Raw genomic sequence first — 19,446 nt, 5'->3', positions numbered from 1 at the left:
AGGGTGAAATTGGGTGCGCAAAATTTTAAAATTTAAGGCGCAAATTTAAAATTTTAGATAGAATTCAATTCTCGGCGAGAGCCGAAACGAAAGGCATAAAATGAAGTTAAAAGCAGTGCTTTTAGGAATTTTAACCGCAGGCGCGCTAACCGCAGGCGAGGTCAGCGTCGCAGCCGCTGCGAACACGACGTATGCGTTTGACGAGATCAAGGCGGAATTTGCCAAGCTGTATCCGCAAACTACGCTAAACGTGAGCTTGGGTGCGAGCGGTGCGCTTAGCACGCAGATCAAAAACGGCGCGCCGTTTGATATTTTTATGGCGGCGGATATGAAATTTGCAGACGACCTGCATAAAGAGGGCTTTGCGACGGCGCCTGCCAAAACTTACGCCAAAGGCAAAGTGGCGATGTTTAGCGTGCGCGGCGTAGATCTTAGCAAGGGGCTTGAAATTTTAAAAGACCCTAGCGTTAAAACGATTTCCATAGCAAATCCAAAGACCGCTCCTTACGGCACCGCAAGCGTACAGGCCTTCCAAAAAGCGAGAGTTTACGATGAGATTAAAGGCAAAATCGTAGAAGCAAAATCGATCGGCGAGGCACTTTCGCAAGCGCTTAAAGCTTCCGACGTCGGATTTATCGCGGCTAGTGCGATGTATGCGCCTAAGATGGCAAAGGACGGCTGCAACGGCAAGCCTTGCAAAGAGGGCGAAAATTTCGTCTTGGTTGGTACCGACCTCTACGAGCCGATAGCTCAAGGCATGGTCGTGCTAAACCGCGCCAAAGACAATGCCGAAGCCAAGGCGTTTTATGATTTTATCCTAAGCGATAAGGGCAGGGCGATCTTTGCTAAATACGGATACGAGTTTTAATGATTAGAGCGAGAATCAACGAAATTTTACAAAAAGACGACATCCATTCTGTAGGATTTATCGCGGGCGGTATCAAGCTACGTGGCGTATTTCTGCAGCTAAGTAGCGAGCTTAAGGTGGGTAGCGAAGTTTACGTGGGCTTTAAAAGCACCGATGTGCTTTTATCTCGCGAAGCCCTAAGTGGTGTATCTAGCGAAAATGAAATTCACGGCAAGATTACGAGCCTAAGCTTGGGTGAAATTCTATGCACGCTCAGGTTTGAAGGCAAGATAAGCTTTGATGTGCTCATTAGCGCGCATTCTGCGCAGGAGCTTGCTTTACGCGAGGGCGACGAGGTTTTCGCATACATTAGCGCCACTGCGATATATATAGAAAAATATGATAACGATTGATTGTAAGAAAAAAATCAGTGATGATTTCTCGATTGATGCTCGCTTAGAGATTAACAAAGGCTCGTTTGTGTGCCTATATGGGCGCAGCGGCAGCGGTAAGACTACGCTGCTGCGCATTTTGGCTGGATTTTTGCGCGCAGATAGTGGTAGCATAAAAGACGGCGATCGCGTGCTACAAGAAGGCAATGAATTCTTAAGTGCGGGCAAGCGCAGGATCGGCTTTTTGTTTCAAGACTACGCACTTTTTGAGAATATGAGCGTGACGGGCAATCTACTTTTTGCCAGAAACGATCCGCAAAAAGCTGCAATGTTGCTTGAAATTTTAGAGCTTAGCGAGTTTGTAAAATCTGGCGTAGAGGGTCTTAGCGGCGGACAGAAGCAGCGCGTAGCACTTGCCCGCGCACTGATGCAAGAGCCTGAAATTTTGCTACTTGACGAGCCACTTTCGGCGCTTGATTTTACGATGCGCGAAAAAATCCAAGAGTATTTACTAAAGATCCACGAGCAGTTTCATCAGACCGTGATTTTGGTAAGCCACGACGTAAGCGAGATTTATAGGCTTTGCAAGCGGGTTTATGAGATGAAGGACGGCAGGATCGTCCGCACCGGTACGCCGGAGGAAATTTTCCTTAAAACTAGCGGCTCGCAGAAGTTTTCTTTCGCGGGCAAGATTGTTGATTTGCAAGCACGCGACGGGGTCAAAGTGGCTGTCGTAGCGATCGGCAGCCAGCTGTGCGAAGTGGTGCTAAGCAATGCAGAAGCCGATGGCTTGCAAGTAGGCGATGAGGTCAAAGCGGGTGCCAAAGCCTTTAATATCACTTTGCGTAAAATTTAAACTTGCAGACAAGCTTTTAGGTGCGCCTAAGTAGGAAACTTCAACTAGATTAGAGATTTAAATACAGGCTTTTATGGAATTTAGACGAGGGATTTTGCGAAATTTTAGCTAGATTTGCCCGCAAAATACGGTGAGATTTTAAAATTTCATTCGCATCGCGCTTAGATTTTCATGAAACACAAAATTTAAACGTAGGCTAGAGTAAAACCGCAATGCAAGACTAGATAGCGTGGGGAAAGTAAGCTTAAATTTTAGATTTTGCGCAGACAGGCGCCGTTAAATTCCTTCTTTGAATTTATTAATTGGCGTGGTGGGTTTATTTTTAAATTTAGCGGCTTTTAGCTTACTTTTTTGGCAGGAGTTGCGCGAATTCTATCATGCGATTTTGGTAAAAAATTTAATGTGAAGCTTCGCGCAAACTTAAAATTTTCAGATTTAGAATTTTACCTGGATTTTGTGGCTTTGAAATTTTAAAAGCTCTAACGGCTTGAAGCTTGCGTGCTAAACTCGCTTAATAAGAGCTGCGGCAAAATTTCATTAACCGGGTCTTTTGGGTTTATGCGAAATTTTAAAATTTTGTTTTGTCAGGCTCAATGTAATTCCACTAAGTTGTTTAGAGAATGCCGTTGGCTATATCTTGCGTGAAATTTGCGCTCAGATAAATCCTGCCCGCTTAAGTTTTAAAGCCTAGCGAAGCTTTTTGAAATTTAGCTCAGCAAAATTCGTGGTCTTAAAAATTTGCCAGCTTGGTAGAGAGCTTAAAAGCTCAGCAGGATTTGCACGCTTGAAGGAATTTATTAGCCAAGCACTTTTATAAATTCCGCTCGCTTTAGCTTGTACGAAATTTTCAAAATTTCATTTCGCTAAAGCTCTTGCGCAGCTAGGTCTGCGCAGAATTTTTCAGAATTTCATTTTGCAAAGCCTTATGGCTATGTGGTTTGCGCAAATTCTATCTAGCTTTGCCTCTAAATTTTAAAGTAGGGCTAGGCTTTTAAGATTTTATAGTTTGGGCCCAGCGGCTCGGCTCGGAGGATAAATGTTTGAAATTCTAAAGGGGCTCGATTACACGCCGTTTCTCGTTTCATTAAAGCTTGCGAGCTTGACGACGCTCGCGTTGTTTATCATCTGCGTGCCGCTCGCGTTTTTTATGGCGAGAAAAAATTTCCGCGGCAAAAGCGTGATCGAATCGATCATTTCGCTTCCTCTGGTGCTTCCGCCCTCGGTGCTAGGCTTTTATCTACTCGTTTTTCTATCGCCGTATTCGGTGCTAGGGGAGTTTTTTGACAAACACTTCGGGCTTCGGCTCGTATTTAATTTCAGCGGGCTAGTGATCGCGAGCTGCATCTACTCGCTGCCGTTTATGTTTTCGCCGCTGGTTTCGGGCTTTAGCTCGCTTCCGCGCTCGCTTTTTTGGGCGTGCGATTCGCTAGACAAGGGCTATTTTTCCAAGCTTTTTCGCGTCGCGTTGCCCGCGATACGCCACTCCCTGCTTAGCGCTTTAGTGATCTGCTTTGCGCATACGATGGGCGAGTTCGGCGTCGTGCTGATGATCGGCGGCAGCGTGAGCGAGCAGACCAAGGTCGCTTCCATCGCGATTTATGAAGCGACTGAGACGCTGGATTTTGCGCAGGCTCACGCGTATTCGGCGCTGATGCTTATTTTTAGCTTTGCAGTGCTTTTGATTATGCATTTTTTGGGTGCGCGCGGAGCGAAAATCAAAGCTTAAATAGGCTTTAAAACGAAATTTGCTAAAATCCCGCAAAATTTGGAATTTGGCATGAAAAACAAAAAAGACTTCGTTACCGAAAGATTTAACGCCGCCTTGATTCTAGGCGCTGCGCTGCTTACGCTTGTAGTAGTTTGTGAGATTAGCTTTTTGCGCACCAGGATCGCTACGCAGCTTGATCTGCGGACGCGCACGGCGATTACTTTACTTAAAAATACCGACGAGTCGCTTTTTAGCGAGCTTGAAATTTTAAAAGAAAATATCCTTTCTTTGGACGCAAGGCACGAGGCTGCGCAAAGCGAGCTTTATGCGGATTTGATCCGCAACGTCGTAAAATCTTCTCATAGATTTGACGCTATTTTTTATCTGCGCGCCCGCGGCGCGGAGCAGGAGAGCTTAGCATATTTTTCATCGGATGCGCGCATTTCGGATCTTGGCGAGATACGGCTTGCGGATATCACAAGTGAGCTAAAAAAGGATGAATGGGTATCGCGCTATATGATGATGGATGGGGCGTGGCGGTATTTTTTAATCAAGCGCGTAAACGCTGATTCATATCTGCTAGGCTTTGCCAACACCTCTAGGCCGATTGCCAGGCTCTCTTCGCTGGGAGATATTTTGGTCTTTAATGCCGAAGGCAAATTCTTTAACGCTCCTGGCAGCGTAACCGATATATTGGGGCAGGATTTTGATTTTTCGCGTCTAGGCGAAGTGGTAAGCTTTGAAGACGAATCTGGGCTAAGCTTTGCCTATCTTGCAAAATTTGGAGATAATTTCGTAATGGCTCGCGAACGAGCCGGCTATTTTTTAGGCGCGGACGATTTTATCGTCGTAGCGCTAGCAGCGGCTATTTTAGCTTATTTAATCCTTCTAATTTCAAATTTTACGTTTTTAAAAAAGCGCGTTTTTATCCCGCTTGCGGCAGTTCAAAACGCGCTGCGCCAAGGGGATTACCACTCCAAAATTCGCGATATAGAAGCGCTAAACCCGCTAAACTCCGTCTTAGAAATTTCTAAATCCATAGATGAGGTTTTGAAGTCTAATTTGCGCCACGGCGATTTTAGCCTCAGCTTTAAAGATGCGCTAAAATATAGTTCCCTTTCGGTGCTTAGCATCGATAATGTAGCAGGCACGATCGAAAGCGCTAGTAATGGCGCGCGCGAGCTTTACGGCGATGACGTCGTAGGACGGAATATATTCGCGCTGCAAGCAGGCTCGTTTTATGATCACGCCTATCAAACCCAGCGCGCAAATTATGTCAAAGAAAACTATGTCGTAACCCGCCAAGAAACCAAAAATGGCGTCAAAGACCTTTATGTAAAAAAATCTTATATCCGCGACGGAAGTAAAATTTCAACCCTTTTTGTGGTGCTGGATGCGTCAAAATATCGCAGATTTTACGATGAGACTAAGCAAAAATATGAGTATTTAAATCACGCGCCTATCGTTACGCTCGTGTTTGACTACACTTCGGGCAAGATTGTAGATGCTAGCAAAAATATAAAAGAGCTTTGGGGCTACGAAGCGGCGCAGTTTTTAAGTGGCGAGATAAGGCTATGGGATTTGCTGGATGAAAAGGATGCGAATGAGGCTAAAAACGAAATTTTAAACCGCTTAGCCGATATGCCCGCAGAAGAGCTAAGCTTTTCTCAAAGCTATAAAATTCGCCACAATGACAATATCCGCTATAGCTACGAAGTGAGCATCTATGTCAAAAAGTCCGCCGCTAGGGCTGCGTTTTATTTTCAAAATATCGATGACGATGTTAAGGCGATCCGCGGCTTGCAGGAGGATTTGGACTTTTACCGCACGGTAATCGAGACTAGAAATTTTTGCACCTGCTTAATCGATCTTGATGCGCAGACGCTATCGTTTGATAAAAATTACTTTAAAATTTTAAAATATCGCGGCAAAAGGCTAAACACTGCGATGAGCTTTGGGGAGTTTAGTTATGAAATTTACTTCGCGGATTTAGAAAATTTCAATAAAATGATCCGCGAATGTACCGCCGGGCTTAGGAGCGATTTTAGCTGCGAATTCCGTCTGCGAAACGCCGCTAATGCCTATACTTGGATCAGTATGCAAGGCTACGTCACCGAAAAGCATGGCTCTCGCTCTCGCCTTGTAAAAACTACGCTCGAAGATATTAGCTCGCGCAAGCAGACGGAGCTGGAGTTAAATTTAAACGCCAACGTCTTTTCGCGCTCGCTAGAGGCAATCTTAATCACAGATGAGAGCGGTCGAGTGCTGCGCGCTAATAACGCCTTTTATGAAATCACCGGCTATAGCGAAAGCCAGACCATCGGCAAAATTCCAAATTTCTTCGCTCCTACGGAGGGCGGAGCAGACGTGATGGAGAGGATTAGAAAAAATCTCGTCGGCAAACAGACCTCTTACAAAGATGAAATTTACGGACTAAAAAGAGGTGGTGGCACCTTTCCTGCGCTATTTACGGCAATTGCGATAAAGGATGATTTTTCGCTTACTTCAAATTTCATCTTGATGTTTACCGAAATTTCGCAGATCAAGCAAAAAGAGAGCGAGCTAGCCAAGATCGCCCATCACGACGCGCTTACCGGGCTTCCGAACAGAGTGTATTTTATGAAGGCTGCGCAGAGATTTACGGCAAACTCGGGCGAAAATTCCAAGCTTATGGCGGTGCTTTTCATCGATTTTGACGGCTTTAAGGCGATCAACGACACCTACGGGCACGAGGTCGGCGATATGTTTTTACAAGCGATCTCAAAGGCGATGAGCGGGCTACTGCGCAAAGGCGATATCTTAGCGCGCCTAGGCGGCGATGAGTTTGGCGCTATCATTGGCGATCTGCAAAGTAAGGATGCCGCGCATGTGCTATTAGATCGTCTGCTTGGAATTTCAAAGATAAAATTTAACCTCAAAGGCAACGAAATTAGCGCAAGCATCAGCGTTGGCGCAGCGTTTTACGACGGCAGCGAAAAGATCGATTTTCCAGGACTTTTATCGCGCGCAGATAGGGCGATGTATCGCGCTAAAACGAGCGGCAAAAACCGCTACTGCATCTTTGAGCGCGCCGAAGCAGATGAATCTAGCGAGGAAGGGATTGCTGCGGCGATCGAAGAGGGGGAGTTTTTTGTGCTCTATCAGCCGATCATTAGCGGAGCGCAGATTTACGGATATGAGCTGCTTTTACGCTGGGATCGCGGAAAGCGCGGAATTCTTGCCCCACAGGATTTTGCGCAGATATTAAGCGAGCCGCGATTTGAGTTGCCGATCTCAAAATTTGCGTTTTCAAAGATGATGGAATTTAACGCTCAAACGGGCGCAAACTGCTCTATAAACGTAAGTTTAGCCGTGCTTACAAACGACGAATTTTACGATTTCGTAGCTCACAGCTTGCGAGACAGAGCTAATGCAAAAGGCGAGTTGATGTTTGAGATAACCGATTTTAGCGAGCAAAATTTTAAGGAATTCGCCCCTGCGCGTGGGCGTTATGCAGATCTTGGGGTTAAATTTGCTCTTAATAGTGCAAATAAAAGCAATATCCCATTCCTGAATGCCCAGCCTTTCGATGTCGTTAAAATCGACCGCGAGCTCTGCCTTGACATAGGCAAGAAAAAAAATGCTATCCGAACGATGGTGGAGATCACAGGCAAGCTAAAGCGGGAGTTTGGTTTTGCTCTCGGCGCTCAAGGGGTCGAAAACGCGCTGTCGCTGCGGCTCTTAAACAATTTGAAATTTAACTATCTTCAGGGAAATTTTATCGCAAAAGCGCTTGATCGCAGAGAGATAGACGCTTTCATTGCGCGCTTTAAAGATACGCCCAAGCTCGCAGCCATCGACAAAGATGAGTTTATCAGCTTTTTAAACGCGCTTGATTACAAAGAGCTTGCTTTAAGCTTCGTTTCGCGCGCTGATGCAGGCGATCTGAGCCCCGGAGAGTTTGAAGGCTTTAGAGCAAAATTCGGCGAAATTTTAAATAAAACTCAAAGCGCGGGCAGCGAAAAATTTGCGCTAAATACAGAAATACGTAAGCAAATTTTAGATATTCTTTCGCTTGATTATCGCGCTTTAGTAAGCTTCATTCAGGGCTTTAAAACGCGGCTGAATCAGTTCATAAGCGATTTGGAGGCAGCATGATAGATAGCGTTAGCGCCGATTTCGATCACGAGATACCAAACGGCTCGAGGCTGTATTTCGGAAAGAGCGCGCAGCTCAAGCGTGAGCTGGAAAATAAAGCGAGCGAAATCCTCGTTAAAAACGGCTTTAGCGAAATTTTAACGCCATATTTTTCATATCATCAGCACCTAAGCGTCGCGCCGCAAAAGCTTCTAAAGCTCTCCGATCCCACGAACCACGAGCTTGCGCTTCGCGCAGACAGCACCGTGGACGTCGTGCGCATCGTGCGCAAACGGCTGAAAGACGATAAGCTAAGGAGGCTATTTTATGTGCAGCCTACTTTCAAATACCCAAGTGACGAGTTTTATCAGATCGGCGCGGAGCTAATCGGGGAGAAAAACCTGCCGCTTGCGATCAAAATCGCGCAGGAATTTTTTAAAGAATTTGATCTTATGCCCGCGCTTCAGCTAAGCAATATCGAGATTCCCAAAAAAATTTGCGAAATTTTAAACCTGCCGCTTGAAATTTTTGAAAAGGGCAAGATTGAGACGCTGCTTGAGCAAAATTTGCCTTGGCTGGACGCTACGGCTCGCGCCACGTCGCTAAAGGACGTGCAGGATCTGCGCGCGCAGGTGCCTGAAGAGCTAAAGCCGTGTTTGGATGAAATTTTAAATTTAGGCGTAGATTACGACAATATACGTGTTTCGCTGCTGTATTACTCTAAAATGCGCTATTACGATGCGCTATTTTTTAGATTTTTAGACGCGGGCGCGGTGTATTGTAACGGCGGAAATTACGAGATTGACGGGCTAAAATCCAGCGGCTTTGCGCTGCTAGTAGATGCTTTGATAGAAAAAATTATGCAAAAGGATGAAAAATGAGCAAAGTTGACGTAGTCATCGGCGCCCAGTGGGGCGATGAGGGCAAGGGCAAGATCGTAGATATGATAAGCGTGAATTACGATTTCGTATGCCGCAGCAGCGGCGGGCACAACGCGGGCCACACCATCGTCATAAACGGCGAGAAATTTGCGCTGCATCTGGTACCCAGCGGTGTGCTTCACAAAAATATCATCAACATCATCGGAAACGGTGTCGTTATCAATCCCGACGTGCTGATTACCGAGATGGCGCAGTTTGAAAATTTAAAGGGCAGATTTTTCATAAGCGAGAAGGCGTTTTTAAATTTACAGTACCACTCGCTGATCGATCAGGCGCGCGAAAAGAGTAAGGGCGAGCTCGCGATCGGCACTACCGGCAAGGGCATAGGACCTGCGTATGCCGATAAGATCGCGCGCTACGGACACAGAATGATCGAGCTTTTGGAGCCTGAAAGGCTTGCCGAGGCGCTATCGCGGGATTTTGCTTCGCATGAGAGCGTTTTTGAAAAAGCGGGGGTTAAAATTCCTAGCAAGATTGAAATTTACGAGGAGCTAAAGCGCTATAAAAGCGCGCTCGAGCCATACATCGCCGATACCACGCACATGCTGTGGAAAGCGCTTGATTACGATAAGCGCGTGCTCGTAGAGGGCGCGCAAGGAAGCTTGCTTGATATCGATCACGGCACCTATCCTTACGTCACGAGCTCGACGACTATCGCGGGCGGGGCTTGCAGCGGGCTCGGGCTCGCGCCGAAAGATATCGGTACGGTGATGGGAATTTTAAAAGCCTACACCACCCGCGTGGGCAACGGCGCGTTTCCTACCGAGGATAAAGGCCCGCAAGGCGAGGCGATGCGTGAGATTGGCAAAGAGTACGGCACCACGACGGGTAGGGCGCGCCGCTGCGGCTGGTTCGACGGAGTGGCTACGAAATACGCCGTGCGCCTTAGCGGCATCGACAAGCTCGCGCTGATGAAGCTTGATGTATTAGACGGCTTTGAGAGTATTAAAATTTGCCGCGCATATCGCTATAAAGGCGAGGAGATCGATTATTTTCCGATCGATTTGGAAGCAGCCGAGCCGGTTTATGAGCAGATGCCGGGCTGGAATAGCGTCAAGGGAATTTCAAAATTTGAGGATCTGCCGCAAAACGCGCAAAATTATATCCGCAAAATAGAGGAGCTAAGCGGCGCGAAAGTGGGCTTTATCTCTACCAGTCCCGAAAGAAGCGACACGATAATTTTATAAACCCAGTGAAATTTTAAAATTTCACCCGTTGCGGGCGGCGCGACCGCTCATAGAACTGAATTTAAAGGAACGATCATGCGAATACGACTACCACACGTGCCATATATCGCGCATAAAATAGCGCTGGATCTGCTAAACTCGGGCTGTGTTACGCTTAGTGCAGGCATAGAGCCCGTCGCCAAGGAAGCAGACGAGATCATAAGAGCCGATCTGCAAAAAGAAAGAGCGATAGATGAGCGCGCGAATGAGCTGATAGATGAGCGCATAAGCGAGCTAGATGAGATGAGCGTGAATAAAAAAGATATGTTTTGGCTCATCAAACGCCACATCGCAAACGACGAGAATTTTGAGCTAAATTTCGAGGATCGCTACGGCACCATATCGCATAAAATTTTAGAAACCGTTTGGAAGAAAAATTTGATCGATTACAAAGTCTCCGAAAACAGGCTGAAGACGATAATTTATAACGCGATCGACGAATATCTTAAAAATTATCAAAAGATTGAGGATGCGGTCTATGAAAAGATCGATGGCTACAAGCAAAAATTGATCCCAGGTACCGAAGAATACGAGCTTGTGTTTGAAAAGCTCTACGAAGAGGAGCTAAGAAAACGGGGCATGCTGTAATGAACGCGTATATCTACATAGAAAACGGCATCTACCTGCAAGCTAAGGCGTTCGGCAAAGGCGGCAGCGCATTCGGCGAGCTCGTGTTTAACACCTCCGCCACGGGCTACGAGGAGATCATCTCGGATCCCAGCTACGCGGGGCAGTTTATTATTTTCACTATGCCCGAAATCGGCATCGTAGGCATCAACGAAAACGACAAGGAAAGCTCCAAAATCCACGCCAGCGGAATTTTCGTAAGAAATTTTAACAACGAGCCTTCAAATTTCCGCTCGCAGATGAGCCTAGAAGATTATTTTCTGCAAAACGGAAAATTCGGCGTTTACGACATCGACACTAGATTTTTAACCAAGATGCTGCGCGACGAGGGCAGTCTGCGCGCCTTCGTTTCGACCGAAATCAGCGATAAGGCGGCTCTTAAAAAGGCACTTAGCGAGTCTGCGCGCATAGAGGAGATCAACTACGTAAGCATCGTAAGCACGAAGGCGCCATATAAACACACATCGGGTCGCTGGGATGCCGAGCGCGGAAGCTACGCTCAGCCCGCAAGCTGCGGCAAAAAGATAGCCGTGATCGATTACGGCGTCAAGCGAAACATTCTCAACGAGCTTTGCGATCTGGGGCTCGGCGTCGAGGTTTTCCCGCACGACGTTAAAGCGGAAGTGCTGATCGCCAAATTTAAAGAGGGGCAGATCGACGGCGTGTTTTTATCAAACGGCCCGGGCGAGCCGCGCATGCTCAAAGAGGAGATCGCGCAGATCAAAAAGATGGTCGAAGCGCGCGTGCCGATTTTTGGAATTTGCCTAGGTCATCAGCTGCTAAGCAACGCGATGGGATATGAGACCTACAAGCTGAAATTCGGCCAGCACGGCGCAAACCACCCCGTGCAAAACCTACGCACCAAATCGATCGAGATCACTGCGCAAAACCACAACTACAACGTCCCCGAGACGATCGCGCAGATCTGCGAGATCACGCACCGCAATCTTTTCGACGGTACGATCGAGGGGGTGCGCTACAAAGACTATCCCGTATTTTCGGTGCAGCACCACCCGGAAGCCAGCGCGGGGCCTACCGAGAGCAAATATATCTTCAAAGAATTTCTTGAAATTTTATGATTTTTGAAATTTTGCCTGCATGAAATTTTACCGCGATCGCGCGGTAAAATTTTAAATTTGCGGCAAGCTTTAAATTCTAACGCGGTCTTTGCGTCGTAAATTTAAAGCCTGTCGCAGCCTGGATAATCGCAAGTCGGAGTAGTGAGTAAAGCGCACTTTTGCAGACTGAGGATTGCCGCGGTGATTTTGGATTAAGCAGCTTTTTGGATGAAGCGATCTGTGCTAGTCGCGATTTTAAATTTAAACCGGCTGCGCGCCGCATGCTTTTCATTTGCGCGATTTTGCTTCCACGTAGCTTTTAAGCGCATGCGCGGCTAAATTTCATGCGTTTTTAAATTTAAAAATTGGCTTGACGCACTTAGCCCTTTTAAAACAGATCCTGCGGTACATTTCGCGCAGTCTTAAGCCGTTTAAATTTAGAAGTCGTCTTGTTGCCGTCAAGTTATGCAAATGAACGCCTTGCCGCCTGTAAAATTTTATCTAACGCCGTTTACCTGCTAAAACCTTATCGGCGCTGTTTCATTTCCCTCTAAAAGCCATTTGCCTAAAATAAAATTCCGCTCCGCCGCGTAGTGAAATTTTACCTGCGCCAGCTTTGGAATTTTACTTTCAGCCGCTCTTAAATCTTTTTCGCACCGATAAGATTTAGCTCGCATCACTTTAAATTTTGCCCATCTCTATGCTGCAGTTTTTACTCGCGCTTCTTTTTTAATCCCGCCCATATTTGACCTAAAATAAGAGTTGTGTTACTTTATGAAATTAAATTTTTAACTTAACATTATTTTAAGCTCAATAAAAGAGAAAATTTGAAAGAATTTCGTTTGAAATTTCGCCTTGAGGGGTCTGCTATGAGCTGCGCTTTAAAAGAGCTGGACGTCTTGCTAGTCGAGGATGATACTAAATTACTAGCCTCGCTGCATAAGGCGTTTGAGGGTATTTTTAACAACGTTTACAATGCCCAAAACGGGCTTGAAGGTGTAAAAAAATTCAAAAAATTTAGCCCTAATCTCGTCATTACCGACATTTTAATGCCGATCGAGGATGGGCTTGAGATGATACGCCAGATCAAGCAGATCTTTCCGCATGCTCCTATCGTGGTGCTTAGCGGCTTCAGTAGGGAGGAGCAGCTAAAAGGCGTTATGGAGATTGGCGTCGAGCGGTATTACTTTAAGCCGGTAGATATCGCCGCATTTGTGCTAGAGATAAGTGCGCTGATGAAGTCTAAGCTGGACTCTGTACGAGTCGTAAATATGGGTGCGGGCTACGTATTTGACGGGCTTCGCCGTATTTTGCTGAAGGATGGCGAGCAGATCGTGCTTACTAAAAAGGAGCTTTCTTTTGTCTCGCTGCTAGCCAGTCGCGTGGGCGAGCTGGTACTTTACGAGGAGATCAAGCATTATGTCTGGACCGAAGGAGCCGTGAGTGATACGGCGCTTCGCACCTTCGTCAAGCGTATCCGCGATAAAGTGGGAGGCGAAATCATAAAAAACGTCCCGAGCCTGGGATACAAGATCGATCTTGAGCCCGCTTAAATTTGATCGCGTTTTTGCCGCTTTGTAATTTACGGAATCCACTCGTAAAATTTTGCGTCGAAATATGCCGCGATTAATGCGGAGCGAGTTGGAATTTTGCGCTCAAAGCGCCGCAGATTAAAATTTTACGCTCATCCAACTTGCTAAATTTGACTTGATAAAATTTAGCCTCTCAAGCTTTTCAAAAACTTCTTTGCTTAAAAGCCCAAACTAAAAATTTCTTGCTAAAATATCGCAAAATTCCGCGTTCTGCGAATCGCCCATAAAGGATTTGTTTTGAAAAATTTGCCCTCTAAAAATCTCTTTGTCTACACCAGCTCGCGTGCGCTACGCGCGGCGCTACAAAACGAGAGTGGCGGCGTGCTGGCACCAAGGATTACGTTGGCGGAATTCTACGAAAAGGCGCTTTTTGTACCGGATCTTGTCGCTTGCGGCGAGATAGACCGCGCGCTTTTTATGAAACAAGCGGTAAACGAGAGCAAGCGCGCAGGCGAGAGGCTTAAATTCCCTAACGAGCTTTACGAGTTTATGCGCAACCGCGAGTATCTTTTTGGTTTTTTCAAGGAGCTTGCGACGGAGCGCGTGAGTATCGATGCGCTCGATCTTAGCGACACCTACGCGTGGTACGCCGAGCATTTTGAAATTCTGCGAGAGCTAGCGGGGGCGTATGCAAGGATTTTGCGCGAGCATGGATTTTACGACGAGATCACGCTGCCCGCGCTTTATGAGATAAATGAGTCCTATTTGCGCGGATTTGAGCGGATAGAAATCAAAATCGACGGCAATCCTAGCGCATTTGAGTTCGAGATTTTTAAGCGCGCGGCGGAGCTTAGCGAGGTTGTGTTGAGCTTTAGAGCCACGACTTTAAATTCCAAGCCCGTGCGCGCAGTGGAGGAGCTTTGTGGCATAAGCCTAGAGCTAGGTTTTGCATACCGCGTAAATCTTGGTACTGGTGAAATTTTAAGCCGCGAGCCGCTAAGCGTGGGCGGAGCGGTTGTGTGTAGAGGCTTTGAGCTGCGAAGCTTGCAGGCGAGCTACGTTTTTGAAAAAATTTCATCCTTCGTACGCGCGGGCATTGCGCCGGAGCGCATCGCGGTGATTTTGCCCGACGAGAGCTTTGCCGGCACGCTGCGGCTTTACGACGAGCGCATCGCAAGGGCTCGCGGCTCGCACCGCATGCTAAATTTCGCGATGGGCGAGAAGCTTAAAGATAGCCTATTTTACGTAACGCTAGAGAAAATTTCGCAGTGCTTAAAAGAGGCGCGCACGCCAAAATTTGGCGTAGATTACCGCGCATTAAAAAGCCCAGGCGGAGAATTTTTGGATACGGAGGATTCCGCGGTACAGCAAAATTTAGCGCTAGGGAATTTCGCTTCGGAGAATTCTATTTCACAAAATTTAGCACAGCAAAATTCCGCGTTTGATTGCGAAATTTTTTCAAATTCTAAAGCGGATTTAAATTTTATGTCTGCAGGGGCGTTTGAAAATACGGAAAATTTTGAAATTCTGCGTGAAATTTCGGCAGAACGCACGCATAGCGCGGGAGAACAAAGCTTTTCTTTGGATTTTACGGAGTTTCAAGAGTCTTTGGAGTGTGCGCAGCAGCGCGATTATTCGGCTCGTGCAAAACAGCAAGAGCTTTTAAAGCAGCAAGAGAGCCTAAAATACTCTATGCAGCGGGAGCATATAGAGCTTGAGGAAGAAGATGGGTATTCAAAAAGCCCTGAGCAGCGTGATCGCTTTAGGCGCTCTAAAATACGCGAGGGCGCAGATGAGTATCTGCAGCGCCCAAACCCGCAGGAGCTTGATCTGTTTTTTGCGAGTGTGGGTGTGGATGAGGCGCTTTTTGGCGAGTTCGCGCGCGATTTTTCAAAGCAAGTAAGCTTCGAGCATTTCGAGGCGCTAATTGCCAAGCTCGCTTGTTTACCTAAAATTAGCGACGCGCTGCTGCAAGAAAAGCTAAAAGAGCCGCTATATCTAATTAAAATTTTACTTCGAAAATTTAAGGACGAAAACCTAAGCTTGGGCAATCTAATCGATCTTTTTTTGTTAGAAATTTCGCGCATTAAGCTTGATGATGTTCGTGGCGGAAAGGTTACGGTAATGGGGCTTTTAGAGAGCCGTGGGCTACAATTTGACGGCGTGATAATCCCCGATTTTAATGATGATCTGGTGCCTAAGCGCAGTAGCGGAGAGATGTTTTTAAACTCCGCTTTGCGCGCTAGAGCGGGGCTCATCAGCCACGTAGATCGCGAAAATTTACAAAGATTTTACTACGACGGCTTGCTAAGAGGCGCTAAAAAAAGCGCGATTTGCTATCTGCAAAGCGTCGAGAAATTGCCTTCGCGGTTTTTGAAAAGCTTTGAAGTGCAACAAGACGCGGAATTTTCGCAGGAGGATTATTTGCGGCTTTTTGGGCGAGAGGAATTTAAGCCCGCCTTATGCGGACAAGAAGATCCCGTGGCTTGCCATGATTTTTTTGCCGAGGAGCTGTCGTTTTCGCGGCTGGATACGTTTTTAGAATGCAAGAGGAAGTATTATTACCGCTACGTTTTCGGGTTGAGGGAGGGGCTAAAATTTGGCGAGGATAATGCGCTTTTAGGCAAAATTTTGCATACGAGTTTTCAGCGTTTATATGAGCGAGCGGGGATGAAATTTAGCATGCAAAAATTTCGCTCTATTTATTCGCAGCTCGCGCGAGAAGTGGGTATCGCGCGCTTTGATGCGGAGCTTGAGCTAAAAGCTGTAGAAAAGCTAGCTAGGCTTTTGGAAGGGCATGAGCAAATTTGGAGCTTTAGCGGTAGTGAAATACCACTAAAAGGCGAGCTTGACGGAGTGCGGCTGAGCGGGCGGATCGACCGCATTGACGAAGACAAGACAGGGCGGAAGTTTATCATCGATTACAAACGCGGTTCAGCTAAAAAGCATATGGAAAAATTCCAGCTTACATTTTACCGCGCGCTTTTAGCCCAGGAGTGCGAATGCGCCTATCTGTCGCTAAAAGATTGCGCGTTTGCGGCTCCTGGCGACAAAACGCCTAGCTTAGAAAATCTACGCGAGACGCTAAGCTCTATCGGCAAGGAATTTGCAAGCGAGGTCGCTTTTACGCGCACGGAAGTGGTGCAAAGCTGCGAATACTGCGATTATAAAATCATTTGCAAGGGGCAGATCGATGGCAAAATTTGAAAACTATCTGGCGCTTGAAGCGAGCGCAGGCAGCGGCAAGACCTTCAATCTCGCAGTGAGGTTCATCGAGCTGGTTCTAAAAGGCGAGCCGATCAATGAAATTTTAGCGCTTACCTTCACCAAAAAAGCTGCTGCTGAGATGAAAACGCGCATCGTGGAGAAATTTCAAAATTTGCTTGTCGTGCGCGACGGCGCCCTTGTGCCAAGCCCCGAGCTGGAGCAAATTTGCGAGGATCTAAATATGAGCGCGGATGAGGTTTTGGCAGCGCAAGAGCGGCTGAGCCCAAAATTTTTAAGCGAAAGCTTAAATATCTTTACCTTTGATGCGTTTTTTGCAAAAGCTCTACGCTCCTTTGCGCTAAACAGCGGCATTGATCCAAGCTTTGAAAACGATGAAGGGATTTTGGGTGTGCAGCAGGCGGCGTTTTTAGGCGCGATTTGTAAAAACGAAACGCTACTAAGAGAGGTCGTGGATTATGTAAGTGATTCAGGAATGACAAAGAACGAGTTTTTAAATAGCTTGCAAAGCATTTGGAGAGGCGATATAAGCATAAATCCGCCCACGCTTCCCCAAAGCTCCGCGCTGGCAGAGATAAATGAAATTTTATCTCACTTGCAAAAAGCGGCGAGAGATGCGGGCGTAAGCGCTGGAGCCGTAAATGGGCTAAGCCCTGTTAGCGATTTGTCAAAATTATCTTCGGGCTTCATTCTTTCGGCTCTTGCCAACGGCAGTTTCGATTATCCGCGCTCACAGCTTAAAAAAATTTCGTATCTTGACGGTGAGCTAGCAAGGCTGAAAGACGCCATAGCTCGCGAAATAGCGTGGATGGATGCGACATATGCAGTTAAGCTGGCAGGACTAATTAAAATTTATGCCGAAGCGCTTAAATCGGTGCAGCGCAAAAGTGGTAAGCTTACATTCGGCGATGTCACCGCAGCAGTGCACTCGCTGCTAAATCCGAGCGCAGAGGCGTTGCAGGGCAATCGCGAGCTTTTGTATTTCAGGCTCGATTCTAAAATCACGCATATTTTAATTGACGAATTCCAAGATACCGACATTTGCCAGTATGAAATCATGCTGCCGCTAATCTCTGAAGCGCTTGCCGGCAAAGGGGCGGAAGAGCGCTGCGGTAGCTTTTTTTACGTAGGCGATAAAAAACAGAGCATCTATAAATTTCGCGGCGCAGAGAGAAAAATTTTTGATATTTTGCGCGAGCAGTTTAGTCAAATCAAAACGCAGAGCCTGCCGCGCAATTATCGCAGTTTAAAACTTATCGTAAAATTTGTAAATGAGATCTTGCGCGATAAATTTGCGTCTTATGAAGATCAAATCGCGGCAAATAAGCTAGATGACGATCTGCCTGCTTCGGTGCTGCAAAAAATTAAGGATTATCCTCTTTCTCATCCACAAATGCCACTATTTGAGGTGCAAAGCGATGATTACGGCTATGTAGCAGCGTTTTCATACGACGACGTGCTAAAGGGGGCTGCGGAGCAAGCGCGCAGGCTTGTTGAGGAGTGCGGCGTAAGAGCTGATGATATCGCGATTTTATGCTGGAAAAACGAGCATGTAAGCGCACTAAAAGAGATGCTATCAGAATTCTGCGAGGTTTGCAGCGGCTCAAATAAGGCTCTGCGTTGCAGCGAGCAGGTAAATGCCGTAATTCAATACGCGAAATTTTGCGTAGGTGGCGATAAAATTTATCTGCGAAATGCCGAAGCGATTTTGGGTAGGCGGCTTAAAAAAATAGCGGTCGATCTGCATAGAAACGCGCAAAAAACGGCAGAATTTATAGCTAGCTCGCTGAAATTAAATTTTGTCGATCCGGATCTGTTGCTATTTTTTGAGACGCTGGCAAAATTTAATAGTTTTAGCGAGTATCTGTTTGCAAACGACGAAACGGAGGTATTTTCCAAAGAACAAAGCGGCATTAAAATTATGACCGTGCATAAGTCCAAGGGGCTTCAGTTCCCACACGTAATCGTTTGCGACCGCATCGGAGGAAAAGACCGGGGTGAGAGCTCAAAGCTCGCGACGGACTATGATTTTACCACGCATAAGTGGAGAATTTTTTATAAATTTGCGAGCAGAAAGAGCCTGGATGCGGAATTTGCGGCGCTAATGGATGAAAACGATCGCTCTGCGCATGAAGAGGACATAAACAAGCTCTACGTGGCATTTACCCGCGCCGAACGCTCGCTCATCATCGTAAAACGCTCCGAGGAAAAAATAGATCAATACAATTATAGCTTTTTTTCGCCTTACGCTAAAAAGACTAAGGGTGCGGGCGTCGTGGAGTGGCTGGATATCCCGGATTTTCAATACGGCTACGTAATCCCAAGCTCCGTAAAATCAGAAGAGCAGTCGTCGCGAAAAAAAATCGCGCTAGTAGCGGGCGAACCTCAAGGCGCGCAAGAAAAAGCAGACGGCGGTGAAACGGAGGCGCTAAGCGCGATATATTTCGGCGAGGCGCTGCACTATGCGCTCGAGATGAGCGAAGGCTTTGCAGCGGATGAAATTTTGCGAGGAGTGAGCCTGGCAAGAGGTCGATACGCTAAATTTTTAAACGATGCGGATTTTGAAAATATCGCGGCGCGGGCGCTAGGACTAAGCAAAAACGAGGAATTTTTAGCTCTGATAAGAGGCGCTAAAGCTTATAAAGAGATGCCGATCAAAAGCGCGGAGGGTGAACTTTTGCGCGTGGATCTGGCGTGCTTTGGGCAGGATGAAATTTTGCTTTTTGACTACAAAAGCTCCGAAAAATACCTCGCGCAAAACAAAGCTCAAGTGGCGCGATATAAAAGCGTAATCCGAGATTTTTATCCGCATGCGCGGGTGCGCGCCTTCGTGCTGGCTCTCGAAGCTGCGGGTGCTAGGCTGATCGAAGTAAATGAAGAGGGATAAAATTTTAAAGCTTAGATGAAATTTGAGCGCA

At 46.7% G+C, this 19,446-nt stretch carries 12 protein-coding genes; all 12 read left to right on the top strand.

The features are described 5' to 3' along the window. Positions 1-100: 100 nt before the first annotated feature. The 12 genes from modA (at position 101) to QZ367_RS05360 (ending at position 19,415) form a co-directional block, all read left to right on the top strand. Complete coding sequence (gene modA / locus QZ367_RS05415; protein ID WP_291938364.1) at positions 101-868, top strand: molybdate ABC transporter substrate-binding protein; 768 nt, start codon at positions 101-103, stop codon at positions 866-868. Then, positions 868-1,260 (top strand): hypothetical protein, encoded by a 393-nt coding sequence (locus tag QZ367_RS05410; RefSeq protein WP_291938362.1) that lies wholly within the window; start codon positions 868-870, stop codon positions 1,258-1,260. Before modA ends, QZ367_RS05410 begins: the two co-directional genes overlap by 1 nt. After that, positions 1,247-2,095, top strand: coding sequence for an ABC transporter ATP-binding protein (locus QZ367_RS05405; protein WP_291938360.1), 849 nt, complete (start codon positions 1,247-1,249; stop codon positions 2,093-2,095). The genes QZ367_RS05410 and QZ367_RS05405 overlap by 14 nt, the downstream gene beginning before the upstream one ends. A gap of 1,036 nt (positions 2,096-3,131) precedes the next feature. Further along, on the top strand, positions 3,132-3,821 hold the full coding sequence (modB, locus tag QZ367_RS05400) for a molybdate ABC transporter permease subunit (RefSeq protein WP_291938358.1): 690 nt from the start codon (positions 3,132-3,134) through the stop codon (positions 3,819-3,821). 51 nt (positions 3,822-3,872) lie between these two features. Next, the gene (locus QZ367_RS05395) at positions 3,873-7,940 is read left to right on the top strand and encodes a diguanylate cyclase (RefSeq protein WP_291938356.1); all 4,068 of its coding nucleotides are present in this window, start codon (positions 3,873-3,875) and stop codon (positions 7,938-7,940) included. Next, positions 7,937-8,800 (top strand): ATP phosphoribosyltransferase regulatory subunit, encoded by an 864-nt coding sequence (locus QZ367_RS05390; protein ID WP_291938354.1) that lies wholly within the window; start codon positions 7,937-7,939, stop codon positions 8,798-8,800. The genes QZ367_RS05395 and QZ367_RS05390 overlap by 4 nt, the downstream gene beginning before the upstream one ends. Next, positions 8,797-10,047, top strand: coding sequence for an adenylosuccinate synthase (locus tag QZ367_RS05385; RefSeq protein ID WP_291938352.1), 1,251 nt, complete (start codon positions 8,797-8,799; stop codon positions 10,045-10,047). Before QZ367_RS05390 ends, QZ367_RS05385 begins: the two co-directional genes overlap by 4 nt. A gap of 75 nt (positions 10,048-10,122) precedes the next feature. Then, a complete protein-coding gene (locus QZ367_RS05380) occupies positions 10,123-10,674 on the top strand; it encodes a DUF507 family protein (protein ID WP_291938351.1) in 552 nt (183 codons plus the stop codon). Beyond that, positions 10,674-11,792, top strand: coding sequence for a glutamine-hydrolyzing carbamoyl-phosphate synthase small subunit (gene carA, locus QZ367_RS05375; protein WP_291938350.1), 1,119 nt, complete (start codon positions 10,674-10,676; stop codon positions 11,790-11,792). Before QZ367_RS05380 ends, carA begins: the two co-directional genes overlap by 1 nt. Positions 11,793-12,640: 848 nt before the next feature. Next, complete coding sequence (locus QZ367_RS05370) at positions 12,641-13,324, top strand: response regulator transcription factor (protein WP_291938348.1); 684 nt, start codon at positions 12,641-12,643, stop codon at positions 13,322-13,324. Between the two features lie 276 nt (positions 13,325-13,600). Beyond that, positions 13,601-16,510: a PD-(D/E)XK nuclease family protein gene (locus QZ367_RS05365; protein WP_291938345.1), complete on the top strand. Its 2,910-nt coding sequence runs from the start codon at positions 13,601-13,603 to the stop codon at positions 16,508-16,510. Then, entirely contained in the window at positions 16,497-19,415 is a 2,919-nt protein-coding gene (locus QZ367_RS05360) for a RecB-like helicase (RefSeq protein WP_291938343.1), read from the top strand. Before QZ367_RS05365 ends, QZ367_RS05360 begins: the two co-directional genes overlap by 14 nt. The last annotated feature ends 31 nt before the right edge of the window (positions 19,416-19,446 follow it).

Source organism: Campylobacter sp. (assembly GCF_019423325.1).
Taxonomy (GTDB): Bacteria; Campylobacterota; Campylobacteria; order Campylobacterales; family Campylobacteraceae; genus Campylobacter_B.
Note: the sequence above shows the minus strand (reverse complement) of the source record. Positions and strands in the feature narration are given on the sequence as shown.